A 23128-nucleotide genomic window follows, 5' to 3' on the forward strand; every position below is an offset into this window, starting at 1 on the left:
ATTCAGATGCCGGCGTCAACCGGTTGTCGACGAAGCTGGAGCCATATTACTGGTGAATCCTGAGTGCTTCACTCAGAAAGTGATGAGAGTAATCCGACGGCGTGTTCTCGCTAGCCACCGGAGTGCATCATGTCAGCCCCCACCGGCACAAGATCGTCCTCGGGATCGTCGAGCCAACCTTCCGGAAGTGCTACCTGACCGGGCGAGCCTTGGCGACCCCGCGGGCCTTCGGCGTCCTTGGGGAACGGGACGTCGTGATCGAGCTGTCCGAGCAGGTCGTCCAGTTCGGACAACGTGCTGACCAACGCCATCGAGACCCGCAGATCCGATCCGACCGGGAACCCACGCATGTACCAGGAGACGTGCTTGCGAAGTTCGCGCAAGCCCTTCATCTCACCGTGGTGTGCGGCGAGCAGCTGGGCGTGACGGGCGATGATCTTGGTGACTTCGCCGAGCGTCGGCGGCGTGGCGATCTGTTGTCCGTTGAGAGCTGCGCTGAGTTCCGCGAACAGCCATGGCCGTCCGAGGCAGCCACGTCCGACGACGACGCCGTCGCAGCCGGTCTCGTTCATCATCCGGGCAGCATCCGAAGCATCGAAGATGTCACCGTTGCCGAGGATCGGAACGTCGGTGACGTGTTCCTTGAGACGCGTGATCTCGTTCCAGTCAGCAGTGCCGGAGTAGCGCTGCGACGCGGTACGTGCGTGAAGTGCGACGGCAGCAGCGCCTTCAGCTGCGGCGATCCGGCCGGCGTCGAGGTGCGTGTGATGTTCGGGGTCGATGCCGACGCGCATCTTCACGGTGACCGGAATATCGGTGCCCTCGGTCGCGCGCACAGCGGCCGCGACGATCTGTCCGAACAGCCGACGCTTGTACGGCAGCGCGGAGCCACCGCCCTTGCGGGTCACCTTCGGGACGGGGCAGCCGAAGTTCATGTCGATGTGATCGGCCATGTTCTCGTCGACGATCATCTTCGCCGCGGCGTAGGTCGTATCCGGGTCGACTGTGTACAGCTGCAGCGACCGGGGCGTTTCGGTCGGGCCGAACGTGGTCATGTGCATCGTGGCCGGCTGGCGCTCGACGAGCGCACGTGCCGTGACCATCTCGCAGACGTAGAGGCCGGACGTGCTGCCTGCACGTTCGAGTTCGAGTTCACGGCACAGCGTGCGGAAGGCGACGTTGGTGACACCCGCCATAGGGGCGAGGACCACGGGGCTGTGCAGCTCGAGTGAACCGATACGTAGGGATGACATGTCTACCTCTGAACAAATACTTGTGACAATTGGAAGTGCCCGGTACCGAATCCGGTACCGGGCACAGAATAGCTGGTGAAACTAAGAAGCCTGCTGTTCGCGCTTGGCGGCTTCGCGTGCGAGCATGCGATCGCGCTGTTCCTCGAACTTCGTCGCGTTGGCGGCAAGGGTCTCGAGGAAGGTCGCCAATTCTTCGCGCGTGTTCTCGCCTTCGGCGCTGAAATCGTTGCGCTCGAAGATGTTCCACTTGCGCAAGACGGGCCAGACGACCTCGTCGAGGTGCTGGCGAAGGTCGTAGATGCCGTGCTTGGCCATGAGAGCGCCGTTACGACGGAAGTTCGGCATGCCGGCGCCCGGCATCTGGAAGTTCTGGACGATGTTCGCCACAGCCTTGAGCGCCTGATCGGGAGCAAGATCGAGCGCGGCGGCGCAAATGTTGCGGTAGAAGATCATGTGCAGGTTCTCATCAGCGGCGATGCGCTGAAGCATCTTGTCGGCAATCGGCTCGTCGCAAGCCTTGCCGGTGTTGCGGTGGCTGACGCGCGTCGCGAGTTCCTGGAAGGTCACGTAGGCGACCGAGTGCAGCAGGCCGGCGTCGCCCTCGTCGATGGGTGCGCTGTAACCGTTTGTCATGTGTTCCATGCGGAAGCGCTCGAGCTCGACGGGGTCGACTGCGCGCGTGACGACGAGGTAGTCACGCATCACGATGCCGTGACGGTTCTCCTCGGCGGTCCACCGGCCGACCCACGTTCCCCAGGCGCCGTCCTGCGAAAAGTTCTCGGCGATCTCGCGGTGGTACGAGGGCAGGTTGTCCTCGGTGAGCAGGTTGGTGATCATCGCGGCGCGAGCTACCTCGCCGAGCTGTGACTGCTCGAGGCTCCAGTCTTCGCCGCCCATGGCTGCGAAGTTACGGCCCTCGTCCCACGGAACGTAGTCGTGTGGATGCCATTCCTTGGCCATGGAGATGTGGCGGTTGACGTTCTCCTCGGCAACCGGCTGCAGCTCTTGTAGCAGCTCCAGCTGCGTCAGAATCCTCGTCATTTCTTGCCTCCATGTTGAGTGAATGCGCGACTTCGCCCCAGCCTACGGCACCGTAGGTTTGAAAAGAATGGCATGAAAATTGCTCCCCTCGAGGGATGTTACCGATCCGTAGTTATCCGGGGGCACTTTCACTACCAAGTCGTTCTTTCGACGTAGTCGCGGAACGTCCGGGCGGGATCGGACAGCTCGCGGCTCTTCGACCAGATCAGCCCTATTTTTCGCTGTGCTCCTTCGATCGGTACGTAGACGACTCCTTCGGCCCAGATCGGTGGATCCTGCACCGGCATGACCGAGACACCGAAGGACGCGGAGACCAGTCCGCCGACCGTTGCCAGCTCGCTGCTCTCGAAGACGAAATTCGGCGTGAATCCTGCGGCCGCGCACAGTTCATCGAGAATTCTTCGCATCCCGAAGTTCGGATGCATACCGATGAACGGTTCGTCGGCCGCGTCCGCAAGCTCGACCGAATGCAACTTCGCAAAGCGATGATCAGCCGGAACAGCCAATGCCAGTGACTGCTGGGCGATCTGCATCCATGCCACCTGCGGATCACGCGGCCGCGGCGAGACGACGGCCAGGTCGGACGTGCCGGCGGCAATTCTGTCGACCAGGAACTGCGCACTGTCCTGATGCAGTTCGAATCGCACTCCGGGATGCTCGACGCGGTATCCGCGCAGCATGTGCGGCACCAACCAGGTGCCGAACGAGTGGAGGAAGTCGAGCCGGACCGTGCCGCTTTCGGGGCTCGCCAGCGACTGGATTTCGCTCTGCGCCGCGTCGAGTGAGTGAAGAGCGGTGCGAGCGTGTCGGTAGAGGATCTCGCCGTACCGGTTCAGTTCGAGCCGGCGTCCCTGACGGTCGAAGAGCGTCACACCGATCTGTCGTTCGAGGCGTGCGAGTTTACGCGAGAGTGTCGGCTGCGACAGGTGAGTCAGATCCGCGGTAGCAGTCACCTGTTGGGTTTCGGCGAGAACGACAAACCATTCGAGGTCTTCGGTCAGCATCACGAACCCAATCTATATACCTATGACGCATATAGAACTCCAAGTTTATGCATTTTCTTTTGTCGAAGCGCGGCGGGAGGATTCTTACCGGAGGTAAGTGATGCCTGGAGGTATGTGGTGACTGTCGAGAATGTGATCGAATCCGAAGTGGTGCCGCTTCGCCGCGGAACATCGGGGTATCGCACGGTGACCGTTGCGCTGTTCGCGGCCGGGCTGTCGACATTCATCTCGATGTACGCGGCACAGGCATTGCTGCCTGCGTTCGCCGAAGGCTTCGACGTCTCGCCCGCGGTGTCTGCACTTTCGGTCTCGGCGACGACGGGCATGTTGGCGTTGGCGATCATTCCGGCCAGTGCGCTCTCCGAGCGGTTCGGTCGCACACGGGTGATGATCGCGTCGGCGTCGGCATCCTGTGTGATCGGTTTGCTTCTGCCACTCAGTCCGACGATCGAGGTTCTGCTGATCGGACGCGCGGCACAAGGCTTGGCTCTGGCGGGGGTCCCGGCGGTAGCGATGGCCTATCTGGCCGAGGAGGTCGATCGCAAGGACCTCGGTGCAGCGATGGGAAGGTACGTAGCCGGCACGACGATCGGTGGGCTGATCGGACGGCTGGTTCCGTCGGCCGTCGTCGACTTCAGTACGTGGCGCTGGGCATTGGTGACTGCGGCCTTGCTGTCAGCGTTGTTCGCGCTCAACATGATCCGGAAGCTACCCGCGTCGAAGTTCTTTCGCCCGCAACCGGTCTCGGTGCGTGCGATCGCGTCGAATCTACGACGCCACCTTGCGAACCCGTCGCTGCGCACGCTTTTCGCCTTGGGGTTCATCCTCATGGGCGGATTCGTCTCGATCTACAACTTCCTCGGGTTTCGGCTCACGGCAGCTCCTTTCGGACTTCCTGAAGCACTTGTCGGCCTGGTCTTTCTCTTCTACCTCGCCGGAACTTTCACCTCAGCGGTAGCCGGCGGGGCCTCGGACCGGCTGGGTAGGCGCAGTGTTCTGCTCGGCTCGGTTGTTGTCATCGGTATCGGTCTGGCACTGACCGTTCCGGACAATCTGGCGTTGACTCTCGTGGGGATGCTGCTCTTCACCGGAGGATTCTTCGCGGCACATTCGGTGGCCAGCGGTTGGGTAGGCCTGATCGCGACCGATCACCGGGCCGAGGCGTCGGCGTTGTATCTGTTTGCCTACTATGCGGGTTCGTCCGTGGCGGGCGCCCTCGCTGGTCTCGCATACGCGGGCGGCGGTTGGGGTGGGGTCAGTGCCTTTGTGGGCGCGCTGCTGTTGGTTGCGTTTGCATTGTCGCTGAGGATGTTTCGATCTTCGACGGTCGAATGACAGAGCACTGCGGCGACCCCGAACGGGATCGCCGCAGTGCGTTCTGTCTAGCGTCTTACTTCTTGCCGCCGCCGAGGAGGCCGCCGAGCAGGTCTCCGAGGCCGCCGCCACCGGATCCACCCAGGATGCCGCCGAGTGCGCCGCCGATGCCGCCGCCGGAATTGCCGCCACCGCCGAGAATTCCGCCGAGGAGATCCCCGAGCCCGCCGCCACCGGAGGCCTGGGTCTGCGCGCCGGCGCCGCCACCGGTGAACTGCTTGGCGAGGTAGGCCAGGACGATGGGAGCGAGGATCGGCAGCAACTGCTTCACCAGATCGTTTCCACCGCCGCCACCGACACCGCCCAGTGCGCTGGCGACCTGATCGGTGTTGCCGCCGAAGATGTTCGAGACGATCTTCTGACCGTCAGCGGTGTCGACTTTGCTGATGTCGACGCCGTCGTCGAGAAGGCTGGTGTCGGCGTGCGACTGCAGCGCACTTTCGAGTGAGGCTGCGCCTGCGGGATCCTGAGCGTTGGCGCCGAGGCCACCGACGAGGGTCGGAAGTGCAGTCTTGACCGCCGATTCGGCAGTTGCCTGGTCCACGCCGAGTTGCTGCGCGATCTGGTCGATGGGGATCTGGGATAGAAGGTCGTCAAGCGATGCCATTGATGCCCTACCTTTTCTGGGGTACTACTCGTCAGTACCCGGCTGTTGCAGACACTAGTGAATGTCGGCGTCGACGGTAACCCTCCGGTTGCCGAGCGGTCAGGCTCGGGTCTTCTCGCGGGGGACCAGACACGCTAGGAGAGCGAGAATCAGTCCGCCGGCCGTCAATATGAATCCTGTCTGATTTGTCAGGATCGTGGAGTAGTTTTCCCTGATGACATTGTCGAATTGATCGTTCACTCGGTAGTAGAACGTGCCCAGAGTTCCCAATCCCACGATGATTCCGATCCACGCTGAAATACGAGAACCGAACAAAGCGGCGATCAGAATCAATACGGCTGCAGCGAGCAGAAGTATCGCCATCGAACGGTAGAAGGTCACGGACTGATCGCCGAGTTGCTCGATTGCCCACCCGGCCGGAAAACCGTCCCGCAGGTCCTCGAGGCGAACGTTGTTGGGTTTGACCCCGGCCAGTACGTACATGAACGAGCCGACGGCAACGGCGATTCCACAAATGAGCAGAACCAGATGAACTAACGTGCGCATGCCACTCTCCCTGTGTTCGGAGTTCGGTAACGCGGTCGTCGCCGAGCCTAGCTGTGTCGCGGGTGTCAAGCTCGGTATCGAGCGTGCAGAATCGTCTCCATGCCCGACAACATGCGTCGACTCGAAGAGATCTCGTTGTCCCTGCCGGAGGCGGAGCGCGTCGACATCGAAGCGTGGGACGGTCACCCGACCTTCCGGGTCCGCGGTAAGAACTTCGTGTTCTGCAACGTCGAAGCCACCTCCTTGACCGTCAAGTTGAGCAAGGAGGAAGCCGAAGCGGTGGTGGCCACCGAACCAGGTGCAAGCGCTGCCGGCTACGGTCTCGGTCGACACGGGTGGGTTGCGCTCGACATCGGCACCGACGTTTCCGAGGAGAAATGGTCGCAACTGGAGGAGTGGATCTACACCTCGTTCACCCTCGTTGCTCCGAAGCGGCTTGCCCGGATCGTTCTCGATGCGGATGAGGAACGCCCGTAACGGATAGATTCGTCAGTACAGACGCCGACTAGACGAGGATTTGTCATGACGACACCGGAAACTTCACCGGCCACCGCAAAACCGGGCATGCCGCCGTGGGCGAAGAAGGCCATCGGGATCGCAGTGATGGCGGTGGTCCTGGTCATCGCTTACTTCATCCTTGCCGCCTTCCTTCCGCGTTGGTGGGCGCAGCGAATTGCGTCGTTGGCGAACGGCAGCTTCAGCGCCGGAATCGCGTGGGGACTGCTGTTCGGTCTCGTCTGCACCCTGGTCCCGCTCATCTTCTTCCGAGCGGTCTGGCAGGTGCGCAAGCGCAAGCATGCTCGAATCATCCAGATCACGGCTCTCGCGTTGGGTGTGATCTTCGCGCTGCCGAATCTTCTCTCTCTGACAGTTGTTCTCGGCAACAACAATGCAGCGCATGCGGGCGAGCGGATCCTCGACGTCGACGGCCCCGGTTTCCGCGGAGCCTCCGTTGTCGGTGCAGTCCTGGGCGTTGCGTTGTTCCTGGGTCTTGTCGCGCTCGGCTACATGTACAAAAAGCGTGGCAAGGATCTCGACAAGATGCGCGGTGAGCTCAAGCAACACGAGCCGCAGAGTAAGGGCGAGGCTCCGGCCCCGGAAATCTGAGTCAGCTCTTCGACCGAGTGCTCAGGCCGACACCGACTCCGACGGTTCCCGCCGCCACCAGTCCGGCGAGCGGGACCGCCCAGTGTCCGGCAAATGTGCAGGCGAGAACCAGGATTGCGCTCACCGGTAGAACAGCCTGCTCGATCCTGTCGCGCTTGAAGTGTCGTGAGTGCATGAGCCACACGAAGATCAGGAACATCGCGGCGGGGATCGTGACCGCGGCAGATGCTGCGAACGTCGAAATGTGCGCCTCGCCAACTGCTTCCTCGACGGCTACTTCGATGCCGGCGCCGATGGCCGCAGCGGATCCGAATACGAAGTAGTGCCCGTATCCCCACAACAGGACGGCGCGATTGCCCTGGTCTGCGAGGTACTCGTGGATCGGGACGGCGAAGTAGATCCACAACGCGGAGAACACGATCAGAACTCCGCCGACAGCAATCGGAATCAGTAGGTCGGCGGCGTCGAAATCACGAATGCCGGATTGGACCGCGATGGTGGCGGCAGCAATGGTTTCGCCGAGCATGATGATGGTGAAGAGGCCGTAGCGTTCGGCGATGTGTTGCGGGTGCCACGGAGTCTGATGGTTGCGCTCGGCGATTGCCGGCACCGCGAGTTCGGCGATCATGAGAACGAAGAAGCCGGGTATCCACGCCGACGCCGGCATCAGGAGCAGCACGATCCAGCCGGCCTGGACGATCACGAGCCCGGCGGCGTATTGCAGAGCAGTGGTTCGCGCTGCACCGGATTCACCGCTGGCGGCTCGAAGCCATTGGCAGGTGAGCGCAATTCGCATGATGAGGTAGCCGACGATGGCCGTCGTACGGTCGGTTCCGTCGAATGCGTCGGGGATTCCGGCGGCGAAGACGAGCACGCCACAAATCTGTACGAAGGTCGCGACCCGGTAGGGGACGTCGTCCGTGTCGTAGGCAGACGCGAACCAGGTGAAGTTCACCCACGCCCACCACAGCGCGAAGAAGACGAACATATAACCGGCGATGCCGTCGACGTAGTGGCCCTCGGCAACAGCATGCACCAGTTGAACTCCGGCCTGTGCGGCCGCAACCACGAAACACAGGTCGAAGAACAGTTCGAGTGGCGTCGATGCGCGATGGTTCTCGTCGCGGCTGCGTGCGCGCATCCGGATGATCGGCATAACGGCCCGGCCGTGGCCCGCGCCTGTACTGGTGTGTTCTGTCATCGTCCCCACCTTGCTCCGACGTCTAGTGCAGGAGCGCAGTCTAGGGCGAATTCCGTCGGGTCGACGAATGAGACATTTCGCCCCTCACCACACGAGAACGGGTTTGATGACGCGCCCCGACGCTTGATCTTCGACGGCTTTGTTGATGTCGGCGAATGCGTAGCGCGTCACCAAGCGGTCGATCGGAAACCGGCCACCAGTGAAGAGTTCGACGAGTTCGGGGATGAACGTCGAGACTTCCGACTCTCCTTCGATGCATCCTCGAATTGTCTTTCCGCTCAGCATGATGTCGGCCATGTTCACCTCGACCGTGGATGCTCCGAGTCCGACTACCGCCAGTGTTCCCCGTGCTCGAAGTGATGTGACGGCTTGATTGATCACGGAGCCGATTCCGGTGGTGTCGAGGGAATGCGTCGAACCTCCGTCGGTGGCGGCGCGGACCGCGTCGAGCGCATCTTCATTCGAGGGATCGACAGTGACGGCGCCGAATTCCTCGGCGAGTTCGCGCCGCTGCGCAACGGGGTCCACGGCGACCAGGGTGGAAACGCCGGCAGCCCTCGCCGCCAGCAGCGCTGCGAGTCCGACGCTGCCTGCCCCGAAAACGACAAACGTCGAGTCGGGCTCGGGGCGAAGTAGATTCAGCACGGCACCCGCGCCGGTTTGAAACCCGCAGCCGAGCGGAGCCGCGACGGTCAGGTCCACCGCAGGATCGACGACGACGGTGTTGTCGGCAGAGGCGATGACGTATTCCGCGAAGCTGGACTGGCCGAAGAATGCGGACCGTATCGGAGTTCCGTTTCGCCGGACCGGCGTCGAGCCGTCGGTGCGTGCGCCAGAGCTGTTGAGCCCGTGTGAGCTTTCGCAGTACGCCCGATGGCCGCTGAGACATTGCCTGCATACACCGCAACTGCGGTAGCTCAGCAATACGTGATCACCAGCCGCGATGTTGTCGATCGACGAGCCAACGGCTTGCACGACGCCGGCGCCTTCGTGTCCGAACACGCAGGGCCCGAGCTTTTCCGGTAGCACCGTCTTCGTGAACAGATCCGTGTGGCACAGGCCTGTCGCGACGATGCGAACCAGGATCTCGTCTGCGCGGGGTTCGTCGATCTCGACGGTGTCGAGTGTGAAGGGGGAGTGCGGGCCGTGTGAGAGCGCCGCTGTCATCTGCATGGCGGACGTCGAATTCTGTTCGGCGCGAATCACGCTCGCTCGAGCAGGAAGTAGTAGTGCTGTCCGCCGTCGAGAACCAACGCCGATTTGCCGTTCATGATGCCCATGAGCGTCGAATCGTCGACTTTCTTGAAGTGGTCGAAGATCGGCGCGCCGTCGTAGACCATCGTCGCCGTGACTTCGCCACGAAACTCGATGTTCCACAGACTTGCCTCGCCATTGCCGCTCTTGACGTCGGAGTAGAGGTTGCCGTCTTCGTCTCGGCAGATCAACGGCTTGGCATCCTCGACGGAATTGAAAGTCTTGCCGTACCAGCGGCTCGCGAACAGTTTTTCGTGCAGACGATGACCGGTGGCGAAGTCGTCGCCCTTCCATTCGCCGAGGATTTCTTCGGCGGCAACGGTTTCCAGCGCGGCCCACACTTCGTCGAGTTCTGCTGGTGAAACACCACTTTCCGATCCACGGAGCCGGGTGAATGCGGTTCGAGCGTCATCGAGATTCATGTCTCTCCTTGCGTCGGCGGGTGAGTTGGCCGAAGTTCGCGAACCAAATTGTTCGTCAACTCTGCACGCTACGCCGAACCGGATGGTTCGGCAACGGTCGATTCGTTCTAGGCTGTGAACATGCGCTCAGCAGGGGAAGCCACGAGAGACCGCATTCTGGCGGCCGCAAAGGACGAATTTGCGACGTACGGCCTGGCCGGCGCGCGGATCAATCGGATCGCCGCGCAAGCGCGTGCCAGCAAGGACCGTCTCTACGCGTACTTCGCGAGCAAGGAAGAGTTGTTTTCTGCCGTCACTGAGCAATGGACGTCCGAAACCACAGCGGAGACAGCGCTACGAGGTGATGATCTGCCGGGGTATGCAGGTCGACTCTTCGACAACTACGTCGCGCATCCCGAGAACGCTCGATTGCAGCAATGGGCGGATCTCGAAGCACCGGACGTCATGAGCGAGGACGACATACGAAGCAAGACGTTCCGGCCGAAGGTAGCCGAGATTCGCAAAGGTCAACTCGAGGGACACATCGACCCCGAGTGGAATCCCGCGGAGTTGATTCTGTTGATCACCGACATCGCCCGGATGTTCGCGCTCAAGTCGTCCCGTCCCGTCGCTCAGCGTCGCGAGGCTGCGGTCGGGGCGGTTCAGCGGTTGATCGCGACGTGACGAACCGGATGTGCAACGTGATCAATGGCCAACGCCGCGTTCCCTTGTGCTCTCGCACGAGGGGACGCGGCGTTGAATTCCAGTTCGGAGCGGGTCAGAGCTTGACCGACGGCTGACCACTCCTGATACGACTTACCTCGGATCGAGCGAATTCGACTCGGCCGGTGTTGGTTCCGTGGGAGTCTGCCAGAGCGTCGGCGAGGTCTGCCGCGGCTTCGAGGACGTATTCGGCGCGTTTACGGGCCGCGTGTCCGCCTGCAGATTTGCGGAAAGCCCTGCGTGCCTTGTGGTCGCCGCACAGAGCGACGAATTCTTCGTCCGTGATGACACCACGGTCGACTTCCGGTGCCAGGATGTCGCTCAGGAACTGGCGTTCACGTGGAACCGTCATTCGAAACACGCGGACCACGAGGGTCAATGCAGCGGCGACCATGACAAAGAAGAGCGGAAAGAGGAGTGCATTCTTGCCTTGTGTCAAGGCACCGGCGGAATCCCACAGGCCGTGGAGCAGCATCGCGGTCGCCATCAGCGCGAGTCCGCGCCCCACACGACGCGGTTCCGCCGGCCGTCCCAGTAGATAGACGAGTCCGGCACCGAAGATCGCACTGTACAGAGTGTGTGCGGCCACTCCGAATACCATGCGGAGGATGATCGTCGGCATCGCAGCGCCGACCGGATCGGCTCCGAACTGCGACGCGGCCGAGTTCAAGGCGTACAGAACGTCTTCGAAGATCTGGAAGCCGAGTCCGATGAAGGCGCCGAGGATGAATCCGTCGAATGCGGTGCGCACCAATCGAGATGCCAGTGCGATGAGCAGGAGCAACCCGATGCCCTTGGCGATTTCTTCGGTGAACGGAGCTGTCAGGCCGGGGCCCCAGTCCGATGCCCACGCCTGTCCGAATGTCTTGGCGTACAAGGACAAGATGGCGTCGTTGGCGTTTGCGGCCATCACCCATGTAGCGGCGAAGCTGCCCCACAGGAACGCAACGACGATCAGTTTGACCGGTTGGCGCGCGTACCTGTCGATGTGCTGCGTGAACCACCAGAAGATGGCGCCGTACACACCGAACAGCACCAGCGAAAGCGCGATGGCTTCTCCGTAAGCGCCGGCGGACGACGACAGCAGCGAGAAGAATTTGAAGGCGCCGCTCACCACCAAAGCGAGGTAAACCCAGAAAGCGGCGTTGCGCGGCTGGTAGAACGTGAACGACCTACCCCAACCGGAGTTCTCGATCGCACCGGCGCGGGTGAGGAGATCGTTTGCGGGTTGTGTTGTGGGAGTGCTCATCAGGAACCCTCTCCGGCTCGGTGGCTGATGCTCACGATCATGTGAGCAATGTCGTCCGTGATGGTCGGAGCCACATCGCTCGGCCCGGTGGAGACAACTTCGATGCCTTTTCCGTCGACGACAAATGCTGCGATCACGCCGTCGGCAGTCGAGTTCGAGTAGCTGGTGATGACACCACGAATGCCGCTCGCCGTGGTGATCGAGGAAGAGTCGCCGCTGACTCGCAAAGACTCTGCTGTTGCCAGGGCGTCCGAGGTCTTCTTGATCTGTTCGAGTAGAGCGTTCGCGTCACCGGCGAAGGGTGCCGTGTAGACGGTGAACAGTGCACCGCTGTTCACCAGAGTTGCGCGCTGCGGGAACGAACCGGAGACGGGAGCATCAGTTTCGCGGACCCCGTCTGTGATTCCCCAGCCGACGGCGGGAACGAAGGTGATGCCGTCTTTGAGTTCCATGACATCCCCGGCCACGACTTCGTCGTCGTAGGCGACAGAGTTGTTGACGGCCGGGATGAGGATGCTCATGACTATCGCAACGGCCAGCACTATCGCTGCCGGGATGATGGTCGCTCGGTCCAGGCCGAACCATCTACGGTCGACGGGAACCCAGCGATCCTCGGGTTCGAATGGCGTCCGCGGCGGGTCGTCCCGCACTGTGGTTTCCGTTTCGGTCATGTTTGCCCGGGCTTTCGTGAGTGCTTGGTAAGGCGTTCGCGGGCCGCAGTATCCGATTTGTACTGCACGCCGTTTGTGCTGGGTCGACAGCGAATCTGAGGAGTGCGCCTCAGGGGGTAAAAGTACCAAACAGAACGATTCAGGCAGGACGTGAACCTGGACATCGCTTTGGGGGAGTTTCGAAAGGCGCCGGCCCCGGCGTCTGCACGATGTTTACGTGATTCTCAGTATTGGTGCGTAGCTTGGTCGTTGGCTCGTTGACGCCCTCGGGATGTTGACGTGCCGCCCAAACTTTTGTTGTCGACTGTTCAGATACTGGTGAGCTAAAGGATCGCGGCCGGCCACCCGTACTGAATATCGTCGACACTCAGCGTGTTCCTTAGACGCGCGCACCTGTTCAGTATCTGGAGTGGAACCGTGTCTCAGTGGCCGTGCCAATGAAGATCTCGAAGAAGGTAGCCCTGGTGCTGGTGGCTGCATTCGCGTTGGCGTTGGGTTCGGCGGAAGTCGGAACCGCCCGCGCAGACACGTCTGTCCGGGTGAGTGTGGCCGGTCATGTTGTGAGCGCCGGACACTTCGAGCAAGTGCGGCGCCCCAACCGGTGTGTGAAGGCTGGGCCGGGGAAGTCGAAACCGAGCGAGCAGAAGTCCACGAATCGCAGTGGGCGTCGAGGTAGCGGGGGATGCTTCTGACGGTGGTTGCGAAGTTCCGCAATCAGCCGTCCTGAATCTGTAACACGTTCTAATCTTGCGTGATGGACGTGACCTATGAGGGGACCAAACGCGAAGTCGCTACCGACAAGGGGACTTTGCGCTTTCACGAGGCGGGCGATGGTCCGCCGTTGATCCTGTTGCACGGCTCAGGGATCGGTGTGAGTGGTTGGCGGAACTATCGGGGGAACCTCGAGGTATTCGCGAAGCATTTCCACTGCTACATCCTCGAGTTCCCGGGTTTCGGCGTGAGCGATCCCGTCGACGGCCATCCGGTGATCACGGCAGCGTCGTCGGTGATCCGATTCATGGACGCGCTGGGAATCGAATCGGCTGCGATGATCGGCAATTCGATGGGTGGGGTAGTCGGCGTCAACGTCGCGATGAGGTTCCCGGAGCGTGTCTGCAGGCTGGTCACCATCGGTGGCGTCGGCCCGAACATCTTCAGTCAGAATCCAAGTGAAGGTACCCGTCTCCTGCAGGACTTCGCCGACGCTCCCAGCCGTGAGAAGTTGGTTCGATGGCTCGAATGCATGGTGTACGACAAGACCGTCGTCACCGAGGCGCGGATCGAGGAACGATGGGAAACGGCCAACGATCCGGCCTCGCACCAGGCATTGACCGCGATGTACGGATCCAAAGCCTTTGCCGCTCAGCAGCAGATGATGTCCAACTCGGATGCGCCGCCGTACTGGTCGATGATGCACAAGGTGCAATGCCCGACCTTGCTGACATGGGGGCTCGACGACAGGCAGTGTCCACCGGACATGCCGATGATTCCGATGCGACTGATTCCGAACGCCGAACTGCATGTATTCCCGAACTGCGGGCACTGGGTGATGATCGAAGCCAAGGAGGCATTCGAGCGCGTGAGCGTCGAGTTCCTGCTTCGATGACCTGCTGATGCATTCACGTGGCACGAATTGATGTGGCACGAACGCACAAGACCCGGCGCCTCCGAATGAGGCGCCGGGTCTGTGTTTGTGCCCCCAGTAGGACTCGAACCTACGACCTGCGGATTAAAAGTCCGTAGCTCTACCAACTGAGCTATAGGGGCGCGGCGCAGAGTCTAACGGGACCGCAGAGTCCGTGAAAACACCACCCCCACCAGAAGGGCGATTCCGATGACGGCGATGGTCCCGCCCGTGCGATGCAGACCCGCGTCGTCGATGGTTCCGCGCATGGTCAGCTCGATGACGACGGCCGCAAGGTTGGCGCCGATGTACTGGATTGTTCGGTACAGGCCGATCGCGGTCCCGACGTCGGCGGAGGTGGTCACCGAGTTGATCAGGTTCTGGTTTCCCATGTTGTTGAAGCCGTTGGGGATGCCCAGGATCGCCGCTATCAGCAGGAGTGCCACAAGGGGAGTCGAACTAGATTCGACAAAGGCGATCAGAATCCCGCCGACAGCCAACGCGGCGGTGCCGATCAGGAGGGTGATCCGTGCGCCGAATTTCCCGTACACCGTGGACGCGGACATGGTCGCGAAGATCCCGACCGCAGCGACGGGCAGCATGAAGAGCCCGGCGCTGATCGGTGACATTCCGCGGGCTACCTGTAGCCACTGGGGGAGTCCGAAGAAGATGCAGTAGAACGCTGTGTAAGTCAGCAGGGTCCGGCCGAGAGTCATGCTCAGTGCGCGGTTTCGGGCGACGGCACGGACGTCGATGAACGCCGAGGCGGTTCGACGTTCCCACCAGACGAACAGGAACGCGAAGAGGGCCGTCGACGGGACGAGATACCACTTCGCGTGCTCGGCGAGAGACAGGAGAAAAAGCATCGTCGACGTCGTCAGGGCCAGAAACAGCGTGATACCGAGTGGGTCGAGTGACTTGAACAACGCAGTGGCGCCGGCCCGGTCGGGCAGGGCGGAGTCGCTCGGAGCGGCGAAGAAGACCCATGTGGCAGTGACGACGACAAGCGGGAGGTTCACCCACATGATCGACTGCCAACCGAGTGTGCCGACCAGCAACCCGCCGAGAGTAGGCCCCAGCGCGACGACCGATTGAGCGCAAATGGTGAGTGTTGCTATAGCTGAACGGGTTTGAGCCCGGTGACGGTCAGCGTATTCGCGGATGACGGTCATCGCATTCGGATACTGTGTCGCCGTGCCGATTCCGAGCAGAATTCGCGCCGCGATAAGCCAACCCAGCGACGGGGCGAGCGAGCCGAGGATCGATCCGGCAGCGATCAGACCCAATCCCGCCAGATAGACGCGTTTGGCGCCGAGGATCGATCCGAGTCGCCCCGCCGCCGGTGCCGTGACTGCAGTCGCGATGTAGAGAGCCGAGATGACCCACGCTGTGCCCGAACTGGAACCGAAGTATGTGGCGATCGGGACGATTGCCACCGCAATCATCGACGAGTTCAGTGCCTGAAGCACGGTTCCCGAACCGAGAGCAAGACTCAGTTTCAGGGGAACGGAGGCTTGGGGTGTCGACGTTTCGACGACGGCGGTCACGGGTTCATCAGTGACTCCTCTGATATCGATGTCGATGCTGGGGACGCGCCCTGGCCTAGTCTGCGCAGGATTCGGCCGGCGATCAGAAGCAAGTCACGCTCGGCTTCGGTGCACTCGGCGTCGATGACCTCGGCCAGCCACTGCGTGCGTTTCGTTCGGTCTTCGTGAAGGGTCGACGTGCCTAGTTCGGTCATCGTGACCAGGGCCGCGCGGCCGTCCGATGGATCCGCCCTTCGCGTCACCATGCCCTGTTCCTCGAGCGCGGCCACGGTCTTTGCGATGGATTGCGGTGTGACGCGCTCGAATTTCGCCAACTCTTTTGCGGTCAACGGACCTTGTCGGTCGAGGTGGCCGAGAGCTTGGATCTGGCTCGGCGTGAGTTTGTGGTCGTGGCGTTTGGTGCGGAGACGCCGGACGAAGGCACCCAGATCGTCCCAAAGTACGTCGATCTCGTCCCGAGTCTTGCTGCGACCCTCGCCATCGTTCATTTAGACAGTCTAACTGTGTTATTTCGATGCTGCCAGCACGGTTTCGACGAAAACTGGGGAATAAACGATCGCATTAGTTGTTTAAAACCTTGGGATTGCCGTTCATCCGTCGGCGAAGCAGTTCCGTCTGCGAGGTCGGATTATCGGAATCTCGGACACGAAAAAGCTCGGATGCGCACCCCCTGCAGCGCACCCGAGCGGCCAAAACCATACCACTTGGTGTCTTTTGGGCATAAAGTCGGTTGTTGTCCCCCGAACAGCCGATTGCCTCTAGTACTTTTGGCGGGTATCGCTCTAGTCCTTACGTAGGGTGTGTTGGAGGGGATATTGTGAGGTTTCGGGGGATGACAGGCGCCGATCACGGCGATTCTGCGTACCAACTCTGCGAGAGGCACAACACCGTAAATGGCACGTCAACAAGAGCGTGCGCGGCGTACCCGCGCCGCCCTGGTCGAAGCGGCTGCAGTCGAATTCGCCAAGCGCGGCTATGCAGCTGCGTCGGTGAACACGATCCTCGAGGGCTCCCGCGCCACCAAAGGCGCCATGTATTTCCATTTCCAGTCCAAGGAAGAGTTGGCGCGAGCGGTTCTGACCTCGGCTATCGAAACCTTCACTGGAATCACTGATCGTTGGGCCAAGAGAACAGACCTCGATCCATTCGTCGCTTTGCACGGGCTTGTGCTCGACATTGCCGAGGTCTTCCGTACCGAGGTAATCGTGCAGGCGGAATTCCGGCTGATCATCGAGCCGGAGTTCTACAAGGATGTGCAATCGGGTGGCGGGCAGGTCTGGGGAAAGACCGCCTACGAGTTGGCATTGCGCGCCAAGGACGACGGTTTGCTCCGCGAAGACGTGGACCCGGAGAAATTCACGCGCGTACTGGCAGCGAGCCTTGCCGGCCAGCGGTACATGGCGGACCTGATTGCCTCGAGTGGTGATCTGGGTGTGTGGTTCGAGGAGTCCCTCGAAGTGGTGCTCGAAGCCATGGCCACACCGGAGTGGTTGGAGAAGTTTCATCGCGACGGCTGGCCACAAGTGGAGTTCCCCGACGCGGAATAGTCCATTTTTCGCCCATGACCAGGCGATTTGTGATTTCCGAACGCTGTGCCATAAGCTATCCAAGCTCCCAACGGAACGCCGTTGGGGTACTAGTTCGGAGAGATCCGGCGGGCCCCCTTCGTCTAGCGGCCTAGGACGCCGCCCTTTCAAGGCGGTAGCGCGGGTTCGAATCCCGTAGGGGGTACGTTTTGCGAAAGCGAAACGATGCAGTATGGTTTGACCCGCACGACACGCTTTGAGATGCACAAATGCCTGGCCAGGACAGTGGTTTGGGAGCGGCTCGAAGATGTAGTACGGTTTCACAGCAAGGAAAAAGCAAGGCCCTGTGGCGCAGTTGGTTAGCGCGCCGCCCTGTCACGGCGGAGGTCGCGGGTTCGAGTCCCGTCAGGGTCGCAAAGCTTTGTTCTCAATCAATTGGTTGAGAACAAAGCAATGCGATAGGCATTCGGTTCGGGTGCCGTCCGGCCAGGTAGCTCAGTTGGTACGAGCGTCCGCCTGAAAAGCGGAAGGTCGCCGGTTCGATCCCGGCCCTGGCCACTTCAAGAACCACCTGGTGACGGGTGGTTTTTCTCGTATCTAGGGCGCTTGCACGGGGACCCGGATCTGACACATGTGACACATCGGCTTCCTTATTCTTTCCGCCGCCCTCGGAAGTGACACGCGATGTGTCACGTCGCCGAGCTACTTCGCCTCCTTCTTCTTGCCCGTCGTGATCGACCCGAGCATCGCCGCGGCGTCAGCGAGTGCCGCGTTCGTACTGTGCGCGTACGTCCTCAATGTGAAGCCTGGATCCGCGTGTCCGAGCCATGCTGCGATCACGACGGTAGGGACACCGTTCAAGTGCATCAAGGTTGCGCAGCTGTGGCGTGCGTCGTGTAGCCGAACGTGGGGCAGGCCCGCGTTGCTCAGCGCCTTGCGCCACGCAGCGGTCAAGGTGTCGGGGTACGGGGCGACGCCGTACTCGTCCACGACCACGTACCCGGAGTCCTTCCACTTCGATCCGAGCTTCAACTCGGATTCCTTCTGCCGCTTCCGAACACGACGCAGCGCAGCCGTCAGATCGTCAGGCATCGGCAATGTGCGGACACTCGACTTTGTCTTCGGTGCACCGGTCGTCGCGCCGCCCGCCGTGGCGAGACGGGCAGCGGCGATGGAGAGGGCGCCGGCATCGAAGTCGATCGCGTCCCACTTCAACGCGAGGATCTCTCCGCGCCGCAGGCCGAGAACCGCCAGCCGCCACGCGATCCCGAAGTGATGCGAGTCGGTCGCGGCGAGCAGCGCGGAGACCTGCTCGGCGGAAGCTCAACAAGCTCCACGGCGGCGGCAAGATCACCGCGGGGAACGTGGGTGGCGCGACCGTCTACACCGCGTCGACGGGCCTCACGGTGGTGGAACCGCCGGGTGCATCCTCCGCATGACCCTGTGACCTGCACATTCCTAGAAAACGTGACCCTGCGTGACCCTCCGCGTGACCCTGAGTCTGTGCGTGTCTCCCAAGCGAGGATGTAGCTGGACCCTCCTCCATCCGATGACTGTCGGTACCGGTGGCTACCTTCAATGCAGGGCGCCGCGACGCAGCGCCCACGGCTGGAGGTGGTACATGGAACCCGTCACAGTGATCGCAACTGCGATCGCACTCGGCGCATCGGACGGTGCGCGGGAGACCACGAAGAAGGCGATCGGCGATGCCTACGCTGCGGTGAAGGGCTGGATCACGAGCAAGTACGGATCGGTCAGCGGCGAGGTCGTGGGCCTGGAGCAAGACCCTGAGGAAGAGCTCCGTCGCGCGCTTCTCGCGAAGAAGCTAGATCAGGCCGGTGCGGGCAGCGACGTAGAACTGCTCAACCTCGCGCAGGTCCTGATTGCCGCGGTCGAGGATGAGGCTCCCGAGCTCCCGGCAACGGTCGGCGTCGCCATCCGCCGTGCGTCGGTGGGTGGTGACATCGAAGTCGTGAATGTCTCGGTCGACGGTGGAAGCGGCGTCATCGCCGAGGACATCGCCGCGGGCGGTTCGGTGCGGATCGGTGGAGTGTCGGCTCGCGCCCCTCAGGAGCCGCCCCACCCTCCACGGGCGCGGGAGCAGTAGACGGTTCGTCTGCTCCCGCGCAGGCCTTCACCTCGTCGCAGCGCAACGTCAACGCCGGCCGCGACATCATCACCAACGTCAACTACGGGGCGCCCACGGAGGCTGGCAACAGCGGTGGGCGCATCCGTGCAGTGACCGTCTCGATCGAAGCGCTGTCGATCGGAACCAACCTCTGGGCCGTGAAGGTGAACAACGGCACCTCTGGACCCATCACCGATCTCGATGTCGACGTGTACACGGTGGAGGACGACGGCGACCGTTCGTCGGACCGGTGCCGACCGGCGAAGGGGAACATCTCCATGCGGCAGCTTGTGCACGATGTGCTGTCAGAGGGCTTGAGCGGAGGTCTCGACGCCATCGGGCAGCGGGCTCAGTCGATGTACTCGGGATTGCCGCCGGGGTCCGGATTCGGTTCGCAGATGTCACAGCTGGGTCAACTGGGTAGCTTCGGTCCCATGTTGTCCGGCCAGTTCATGAACTCGCCGCAGGGGGCCCAGGTGCTCCAACACATGCAGCAGCAGATGGTCGACAGGTTTCCCCGGGTCATTCCGGCGGGCCAGTCTGCCGGTGTGCTGTACGTCGTCGACGGTGACGCCGAGGTTCGCGCCGACATCCAGTTTGCCGACGAAGTGGGAGCGCTCTGGCGCCGCCCGTTCGGCGAGTCGCCGACACCTGTACTGGAAGAGGAGTAGCTGCATATGGTGGATCGGTTCCCGGAGCAGACCCCTGAGACCATCGGACAGTTCCAGGTGGTGTCCAAGGCAATGGCAGCCGAGACGACGGCAACGCCACCCCGAACCGGCGTGCTGAGGTTCCGGGACAACCGCGTTGAGCTTGAGGTCAGTCCCAGCTTCAACCCGATCGTCGAGTGGACCCAGCGCGGACCCGGATCCTTCGCCGGCGGCCCTCCGCAGCAACGCGTCACCGACGACGCCGTCGTGCTGGGCGCGACCGCGATCAACCCCGGCGAAGTGTCGCTATGGGGTCTGCGTTCCATGCGTCGCCACCTGCTCGGGTTCCCGAGCCCCGGGGAAGACGAACCACGCAGCCGCGAGGTGCTGCGCGCGGACTGGTGCTTCGTCGGCGCGCTGCTCCCCGACGACGAGACCGAGTTCGACACGGTGACCTTGGATGTCACCGGACTCCACGCGTTCGCCAACCTGCCTTCGGTCCACACCGAGTTGCCCGACACCGGTATGACACCGATGAAGTGGGTCTACGACCCGCCGGACGCCGCCGAGGGGGTTGTGTCGACTCCCGCAACCGGGAAGGTGCGGTTCGAGCCGCTGGCATCAATCCCGACGCTCGGTGGTCCGGACATCGTTCTCACGACGGGCACACGCCTGAAGTTGGCATTCGACCACGCGCTTCCGTTGTCCACGATTGTGTCCACCGTCGCGACACCAATCGCAACCGCGCTCACGATTCTCAACGGGGCCGAGTGCCGCGTCCGCCAGCTGAACCTGTCGGTCCCGAGTGGGGACTCCGCAGACGTGTACGGCCACGTGGTCGACGCGTCCGCGCCCCGCGACTGCGCCGAGGAAACTCTCCTCACGCTCGAAGGTGCCGGTGGCGCCGACTTCATCGGCCGGTGGCTTGAACTCTCGCAGCGGGTATCGCCGGTGCCACAGATTCTCGCGGCGTCCTACGCCGGCGAGTTCCAGACGGTGGAGACCGAAGCGTTAAGCCTGTGCACCGCAGCCGAGAATCTCCACCGGCGGCTGTATCCGGGCGAACGTCGGTGGACGGGGGAGACTGTTGACGCGGCCGCAGCGGGACTGGAGGACGCCGACATTCCCGACGAGGTGCGACAGGCGCTTCAGCAGGCAGTCGGGCAATACCTCTACGAGCCGTCGTTCCCCAGCCGCATCGAGGCATTGGCGGGCCGGGCGGCCGAGGCTGTTCCGGAGTGTGTCGGTCGGATCAACCGTTGGAAGCGCGCGGTGACGGATCAGCGGAACACGCTTGCGCATGGGCTGCGCCAGGAGGGGGAGAATCCAGACCTCACCGAGATGCACTACATTACCCGGTCCCTGCGATGGGTCCTGACCGTGTGCCTGTTGCTGGAGGCGGGAGTTCCACCGGAGCGTTTGGCAGGCGCGGTTCGCGCAAACAGCCGTTTCGAGCGCGATGCACGGAACTGGCGGAGCATATGGCCGAAGGTGTTCGCGCGGGAGTAGGCCAGTCGCGCCGACCGTTCGGTGGGCACCAGAGCCGCGCCTCGCCTTGTCGCGGGCACCGAACGCCACGTCGACTGTCGGTACCCGCCGCCTACCCTGACGCCACCGCGCGAGCGCTCCGCTCGCGACCATCCCTATACGGAGGCCCCATGACACTCGACGAGCTGCGCACCCTAGTAGCCGACTCCACCGCGAGCGACTGGCACCGCATCCTGAAGATCGGCCCCACCTACCGCGACCGCTTCGGCGCATGGTCAGGTCCGGGTGATACCTCCGGTCTCGACCACGACAGCCACGCCGAGATAGCGGTGTACCGGCCCGACATCGACCTCACGATCGCCTACGGGATGGCCGAGAACCGAGACGACCGTGACCTGTCTTTCGAGTGGTCGGAGAACTTCCCCGACTCGAAAATCCGTGAGATCCGCCTGGTCGAGATTCATCTTCGTCTGTTCGGCGGTGGTCCACGGGTCACCATTCACCACGGACGTTTCGATGTCGGTGGGCTTGATCAGCCCGAGTGACGGCGACGGCGTCGCCATGCCACCTTTCGGATTCTGTGCGAGCAGGTCGCACATCGTCGTCTCCCCTATGAGGGAGCCGAGCTTGGTGCGCCGCAGCAGCCAGTTTTTCTTGGTGTCGAGCCGCTCAACGTGCACCATCTCGTCCTGGCGCGGCCGGAAAGACTCGGGACGGTTGTCGTTGGCCTGGTGGTAGGTGCCGTTGATCCGGATGACCTCGTACTTCTTGAACTGGCTATCGAAGTCGGCGTTGCGGAACTTCACCGGGTACAGCCGGATCCAATCGGGCTGGCCGCGGTCGAGGCGTACACCGGCCACGCACACGGTCTCGCCGTAGGTCTCGCTGGGGTTGGGGTAGGTCTTGACTGTGATCATGACATCGGCGGTCTCCTCACCAAGACGCGGAGCTTTCAGGTCCGCAATGCGGTCCTCGGCCGCGTCATCGTCTCCCATCTCCAAAGCGTATCCAGGCGACGTAGCAGGTTGGGGGGAGGTTTGCTCGCGGGTCGATCGTTCACCGGGCTATGAGTTCGCCATCGTCCCGGCGCGCCGCCACCCATGCCTCAGTAAATCCCTGGAGCATGGCCACATGGGTGACGAGGAGCCGCAATGGACACCGAAACGAGTCACAGGAGCCGACGCCGACGCCGGCGCAGTGCTACGACGGGTACGCGAACGTGCCGGACTGACGCTCGACCATGCCGCCGAGGCGAGTCGGATCAGCAAGGCGGTCTTGAGTATAACGGAGCGGGAAGAGCGTCCGGCGCGGGTGACCGAGCTCTTACCCCTCGCCGCGGCGTACCAGATGACCGCCGCCGAGCTCGCCGCCGCGGTCGCGGCGGACCCTGCGGTGCAGGCCGCGGCGATGGAGTAGCAGCTACCCGGCGTTCCCCGGTGTCGGCGGACGGTACCTCTCGTCGATCAGTCTGGTGATCTCGCGGCTTGGGATCAGGGTGCGGTGCCCGAGGCGGATGTCGGTGATGATGCCCTCGCGCTTCAGCCGGAAGAAATGGGTTCTCGATATGCGCAGCTTCTCGATCGCTTCGGGGATGGTGAGCAACTGGTCCGGTTCCATGGTTCGACCGTAGGCCGAAACCGGGATGCATTGCGAGGTCTCCTCCGGTGCCACTGCATCCGCCGCGCCACCGGGAGATGCATTGCTGGGGCCCTCCTCGTCCCCGCCGTAAGGTAG

Annotated in this window: 25 protein-coding genes, 4 tRNA genes and 1 pseudogene; 14 read left to right on the forward strand and 16 right to left on the reverse strand. The window is 62.5% G+C overall.

Annotation, left to right across the window (positions count from 1 at the left end; translation table 11 throughout):
- Positions 1–110: 110 nt before the first annotated feature.
- The 3 genes from dusB to EEB12_RS21425 all read right to left on the reverse strand — a co-directional run bounded on the left by dusB (position 111) and on the right by EEB12_RS21425 (position 3298).
- Positions 111–1253, reverse strand: coding sequence for a tRNA dihydrouridine synthase DusB (gene dusB / locus EEB12_RS21415; protein ID WP_003939756.1), 1143 nt, complete (start codon positions 1251–1253; stop codon positions 111–113).
- Positions 1254–1334: 81 nt separating this feature from the next.
- The gene (locus EEB12_RS21420) at positions 1335–2294 is read right to left on the reverse strand and encodes an acyl-ACP desaturase (RefSeq protein ID WP_080909530.1); all 960 of its coding nucleotides are present in this window, start codon (positions 2292–2294) and stop codon (positions 1335–1337) included.
- Between the two features lie 131 nt (positions 2295–2425).
- Entirely contained in the window at positions 2426–3298 is an 873-nt protein-coding gene (locus EEB12_RS21425) for a LysR family transcriptional regulator (RefSeq protein WP_410055715.1), read from the reverse strand.
- Between the two features lie 117 nt (positions 3299–3415).
- Between EEB12_RS21425 and EEB12_RS21430 the strand changes: the two genes are divergently transcribed.
- Positions 3416–4633, forward strand: a complete 1218-nt coding sequence (locus EEB12_RS21430) for an MFS transporter (RefSeq protein ID WP_041816176.1) — start codon at positions 3416–3418, stop codon at positions 4631–4633.
- Positions 4634–4688: 55 nt separating this feature from the next.
- Here EEB12_RS21430 and EEB12_RS21435 read toward each other — a convergent pair whose 3' ends face one another.
- On the reverse strand, positions 4689–5279 hold the full coding sequence (locus tag EEB12_RS21435; RefSeq protein WP_003940105.1) for a DUF937 domain-containing protein: 591 nt from the start codon (positions 5277–5279) through the stop codon (positions 4689–4691).
- Between the two features lie 99 nt (positions 5280–5378).
- Complete coding sequence (locus EEB12_RS21440) at positions 5379–5825, reverse strand: hypothetical protein (protein WP_020970602.1); 447 nt, start codon at positions 5823–5825, stop codon at positions 5379–5381.
- Between the two features lie 99 nt (positions 5826–5924).
- Here EEB12_RS21440 and EEB12_RS21445 point away from each other — a divergent pair, with 99 nt between their 5' ends.
- Together EEB12_RS21445 and EEB12_RS21450 are read left to right on the forward strand one after the other, a co-directional pair.
- Positions 5925–6302 carry an MmcQ/YjbR family DNA-binding protein gene (locus EEB12_RS21445; protein WP_007733864.1) on the forward strand — a complete coding sequence of 126 codons (378 nt, stop codon included), beginning with the start codon at positions 5925–5927 and terminating at the stop codon, positions 6300–6302.
- A gap of 45 nt (positions 6303–6347) precedes the next feature.
- Complete coding sequence (locus tag EEB12_RS21450) at positions 6348–6932, forward strand: hypothetical protein (RefSeq protein ID WP_020908915.1); 585 nt, start codon at positions 6348–6350, stop codon at positions 6930–6932.
- A 1-nt stretch (position 6933) separates the two neighbouring features.
- Here the strand turns inward: EEB12_RS21450 and EEB12_RS21455 are convergent, their stop codons facing one another.
- The 3 genes from EEB12_RS21455 to EEB12_RS21465 all read right to left on the reverse strand — a co-directional run bounded on the left by EEB12_RS21455 (position 6934) and on the right by EEB12_RS21465 (position 9809).
- Entirely contained in the window at positions 6934–8133 is a 1200-nt protein-coding gene (locus EEB12_RS21455; RefSeq protein ID WP_078377362.1) for a low temperature requirement protein A, read from the reverse strand.
- A gap of 84 nt (positions 8134–8217) precedes the next feature.
- On the reverse strand, positions 8218–9306 hold the full coding sequence (locus tag EEB12_RS21460) for an NAD(P)-dependent alcohol dehydrogenase (RefSeq protein WP_031333781.1): 1089 nt from the start codon (positions 9304–9306) through the stop codon (positions 8218–8220).
- 29 nt (positions 9307–9335) lie between these two features.
- The gene (locus EEB12_RS21465) at positions 9336–9809 is read right to left on the reverse strand and encodes a DUF4334 domain-containing protein (RefSeq protein ID WP_019745072.1); all 474 of its coding nucleotides are present in this window, start codon (positions 9807–9809) and stop codon (positions 9336–9338) included.
- 120 nt (positions 9810–9929) lie between these two features.
- Here EEB12_RS21465 and EEB12_RS21470 point away from each other — a divergent pair, with 120 nt between their 5' ends.
- A complete protein-coding gene (locus EEB12_RS21470) occupies positions 9930–10472 on the forward strand; it encodes a TetR/AcrR family transcriptional regulator (protein WP_029256113.1) in 543 nt (180 codons plus the stop codon).
- Positions 10473–10566: 94 nt separating this feature from the next.
- On the opposite strand, the gene EEB12_RS21475 is transcribed toward EEB12_RS21470, so the two are convergent.
- Positions 10567–11760, reverse strand: coding sequence for a PrsW family intramembrane metalloprotease (locus EEB12_RS21475; RefSeq protein ID WP_019745070.1), 1194 nt, complete (start codon positions 11758–11760; stop codon positions 10567–10569).
- A complete protein-coding gene (locus EEB12_RS21480; protein ID WP_046379179.1) occupies positions 11760–12431 on the reverse strand; it encodes a hypothetical protein in 672 nt (223 codons plus the stop codon). Before EEB12_RS21480 ends, EEB12_RS21475 begins: the two co-directional genes overlap by 1 nt.
- Before the next feature lie 425 nt (positions 12432–12856).
- Between EEB12_RS21480 and EEB12_RS21485 the strand changes: the two genes are divergently transcribed.
- Together EEB12_RS21485 and EEB12_RS21490 are read left to right on the forward strand one after the other, a co-directional pair.
- Positions 12857–13123, forward strand: a complete 267-nt coding sequence (locus tag EEB12_RS21485; protein WP_134999848.1) for a hypothetical protein — start codon at positions 12857–12859, stop codon at positions 13121–13123.
- Positions 13124–13185: 62 nt separating this feature from the next.
- On the forward strand, positions 13186–14037 hold the full coding sequence (locus EEB12_RS21490) for an alpha/beta fold hydrolase (protein WP_070795770.1): 852 nt from the start codon (positions 13186–13188) through the stop codon (positions 14035–14037).
- Between the two features lie 88 nt (positions 14038–14125).
- On the opposite strand, the gene EEB12_RS21495 is transcribed toward EEB12_RS21490, so the two are convergent.
- The 3 genes from EEB12_RS21495 to EEB12_RS21505 form a co-directional block, all read right to left on the reverse strand.
- A tRNA-Lys gene (locus EEB12_RS21495) sits at positions 14126–14198 on the reverse strand.
- A 12-nt stretch (positions 14199–14210) separates the two neighbouring features.
- Positions 14211–15602 (reverse strand): MFS transporter, encoded by a 1392-nt coding sequence (locus tag EEB12_RS21500; RefSeq protein WP_141488466.1) that lies wholly within the window; start codon positions 15600–15602, stop codon positions 14211–14213.
- Positions 15599–16090, reverse strand: coding sequence for a MarR family winged helix-turn-helix transcriptional regulator (locus EEB12_RS21505; protein ID WP_021345391.1), 492 nt, complete (start codon positions 16088–16090; stop codon positions 15599–15601). The genes EEB12_RS21500 and EEB12_RS21505 overlap by 4 nt, the downstream gene beginning before the upstream one ends.
- Before the next feature lie 405 nt (positions 16091–16495).
- Here EEB12_RS21505 and EEB12_RS21510 point away from each other — a divergent pair, with 405 nt between their 5' ends.
- From EEB12_RS21510 to EEB12_RS21525, 4 genes are all read left to right on the forward strand, one after another.
- Positions 16496–17149 (forward strand): TetR family transcriptional regulator, encoded by a 654-nt coding sequence (locus EEB12_RS21510; protein WP_019745065.1) that lies wholly within the window; start codon positions 16496–16498, stop codon positions 17147–17149.
- Positions 17150–17260: 111 nt separating this feature from the next.
- A tRNA-Glu gene (locus tag EEB12_RS21515) sits at positions 17261–17333 on the forward strand.
- Positions 17334–17468: 135 nt separating this feature from the next.
- Positions 17469–17542, forward strand: a tRNA-Asp gene (locus EEB12_RS21520).
- A gap of 70 nt (positions 17543–17612) precedes the next feature.
- A tRNA-Phe gene (locus EEB12_RS21525) sits at positions 17613–17686 on the forward strand.
- Positions 17687–17830: 144 nt separating this feature from the next.
- On the opposite strand, the pseudogene EEB12_RS21530 reads toward EEB12_RS21525, so the two are convergent.
- Positions 17831–18448, reverse strand: a pseudogene (locus EEB12_RS21530) (site-specific integrase); the annotation flags it as partial.
- Between the two features lie 301 nt (positions 18449–18749).
- Here EEB12_RS21530 and EEB12_RS21535 point away from each other — a divergent pair.
- From EEB12_RS21535 to EEB12_RS21545, 3 genes are all read left to right on the forward strand, one after another.
- Positions 18750–19235, forward strand: a complete 486-nt coding sequence (locus tag EEB12_RS21535) for a hypothetical protein (RefSeq protein ID WP_141488467.1) — start codon at positions 18750–18752, stop codon at positions 19233–19235.
- A gap of 131 nt (positions 19236–19366) precedes the next feature.
- Entirely contained in the window at positions 19367–19927 is a 561-nt protein-coding gene (locus EEB12_RS21540) for a hypothetical protein (protein ID WP_258537175.1), read from the forward strand.
- A gap of 6 nt (positions 19928–19933) precedes the next feature.
- On the forward strand, positions 19934–21415 hold the full coding sequence (locus EEB12_RS21545) for a HEPN domain-containing protein (RefSeq protein ID WP_141488468.1): 1482 nt from the start codon (positions 19934–19936) through the stop codon (positions 21413–21415).
- A 254-nt stretch (positions 21416–21669) separates the two neighbouring features.
- Here the strand turns inward: EEB12_RS21545 and EEB12_RS21555 are convergent, their stop codons facing one another.
- Positions 21670–22389 (reverse strand): hypothetical protein, encoded by a 720-nt coding sequence (locus EEB12_RS21555; protein WP_258537176.1) that lies wholly within the window; start codon positions 22387–22389, stop codon positions 21670–21672.
- Positions 22390–22525: 136 nt separating this feature from the next.
- Here EEB12_RS21555 and EEB12_RS21560 point away from each other — a divergent pair, with 136 nt between their 5' ends.
- Complete coding sequence (locus EEB12_RS21560) at positions 22526–22810, forward strand: helix-turn-helix domain-containing protein (protein WP_141488469.1); 285 nt, start codon at positions 22526–22528, stop codon at positions 22808–22810.
- 3 nt (positions 22811–22813) lie between these two features.
- Here EEB12_RS21560 and EEB12_RS21565 read toward each other — a convergent pair whose 3' ends face one another.
- Positions 22814–23011: a helix-turn-helix transcriptional regulator gene (locus tag EEB12_RS21565; protein WP_141488470.1), complete on the reverse strand. Its 198-nt coding sequence runs from the start codon at positions 23009–23011 to the stop codon at positions 22814–22816.
- Positions 23012–23128 lie beyond the last annotated feature (117 nt).

The sequence above is a fragment of the Rhodococcus sp. WS1 genome (assembly GCF_003797745.1).
Classification (GTDB): Bacteria; Actinomycetota; Actinomycetes; order Mycobacteriales; family Mycobacteriaceae; genus Rhodococcus_F; species Rhodococcus_F erythropolis.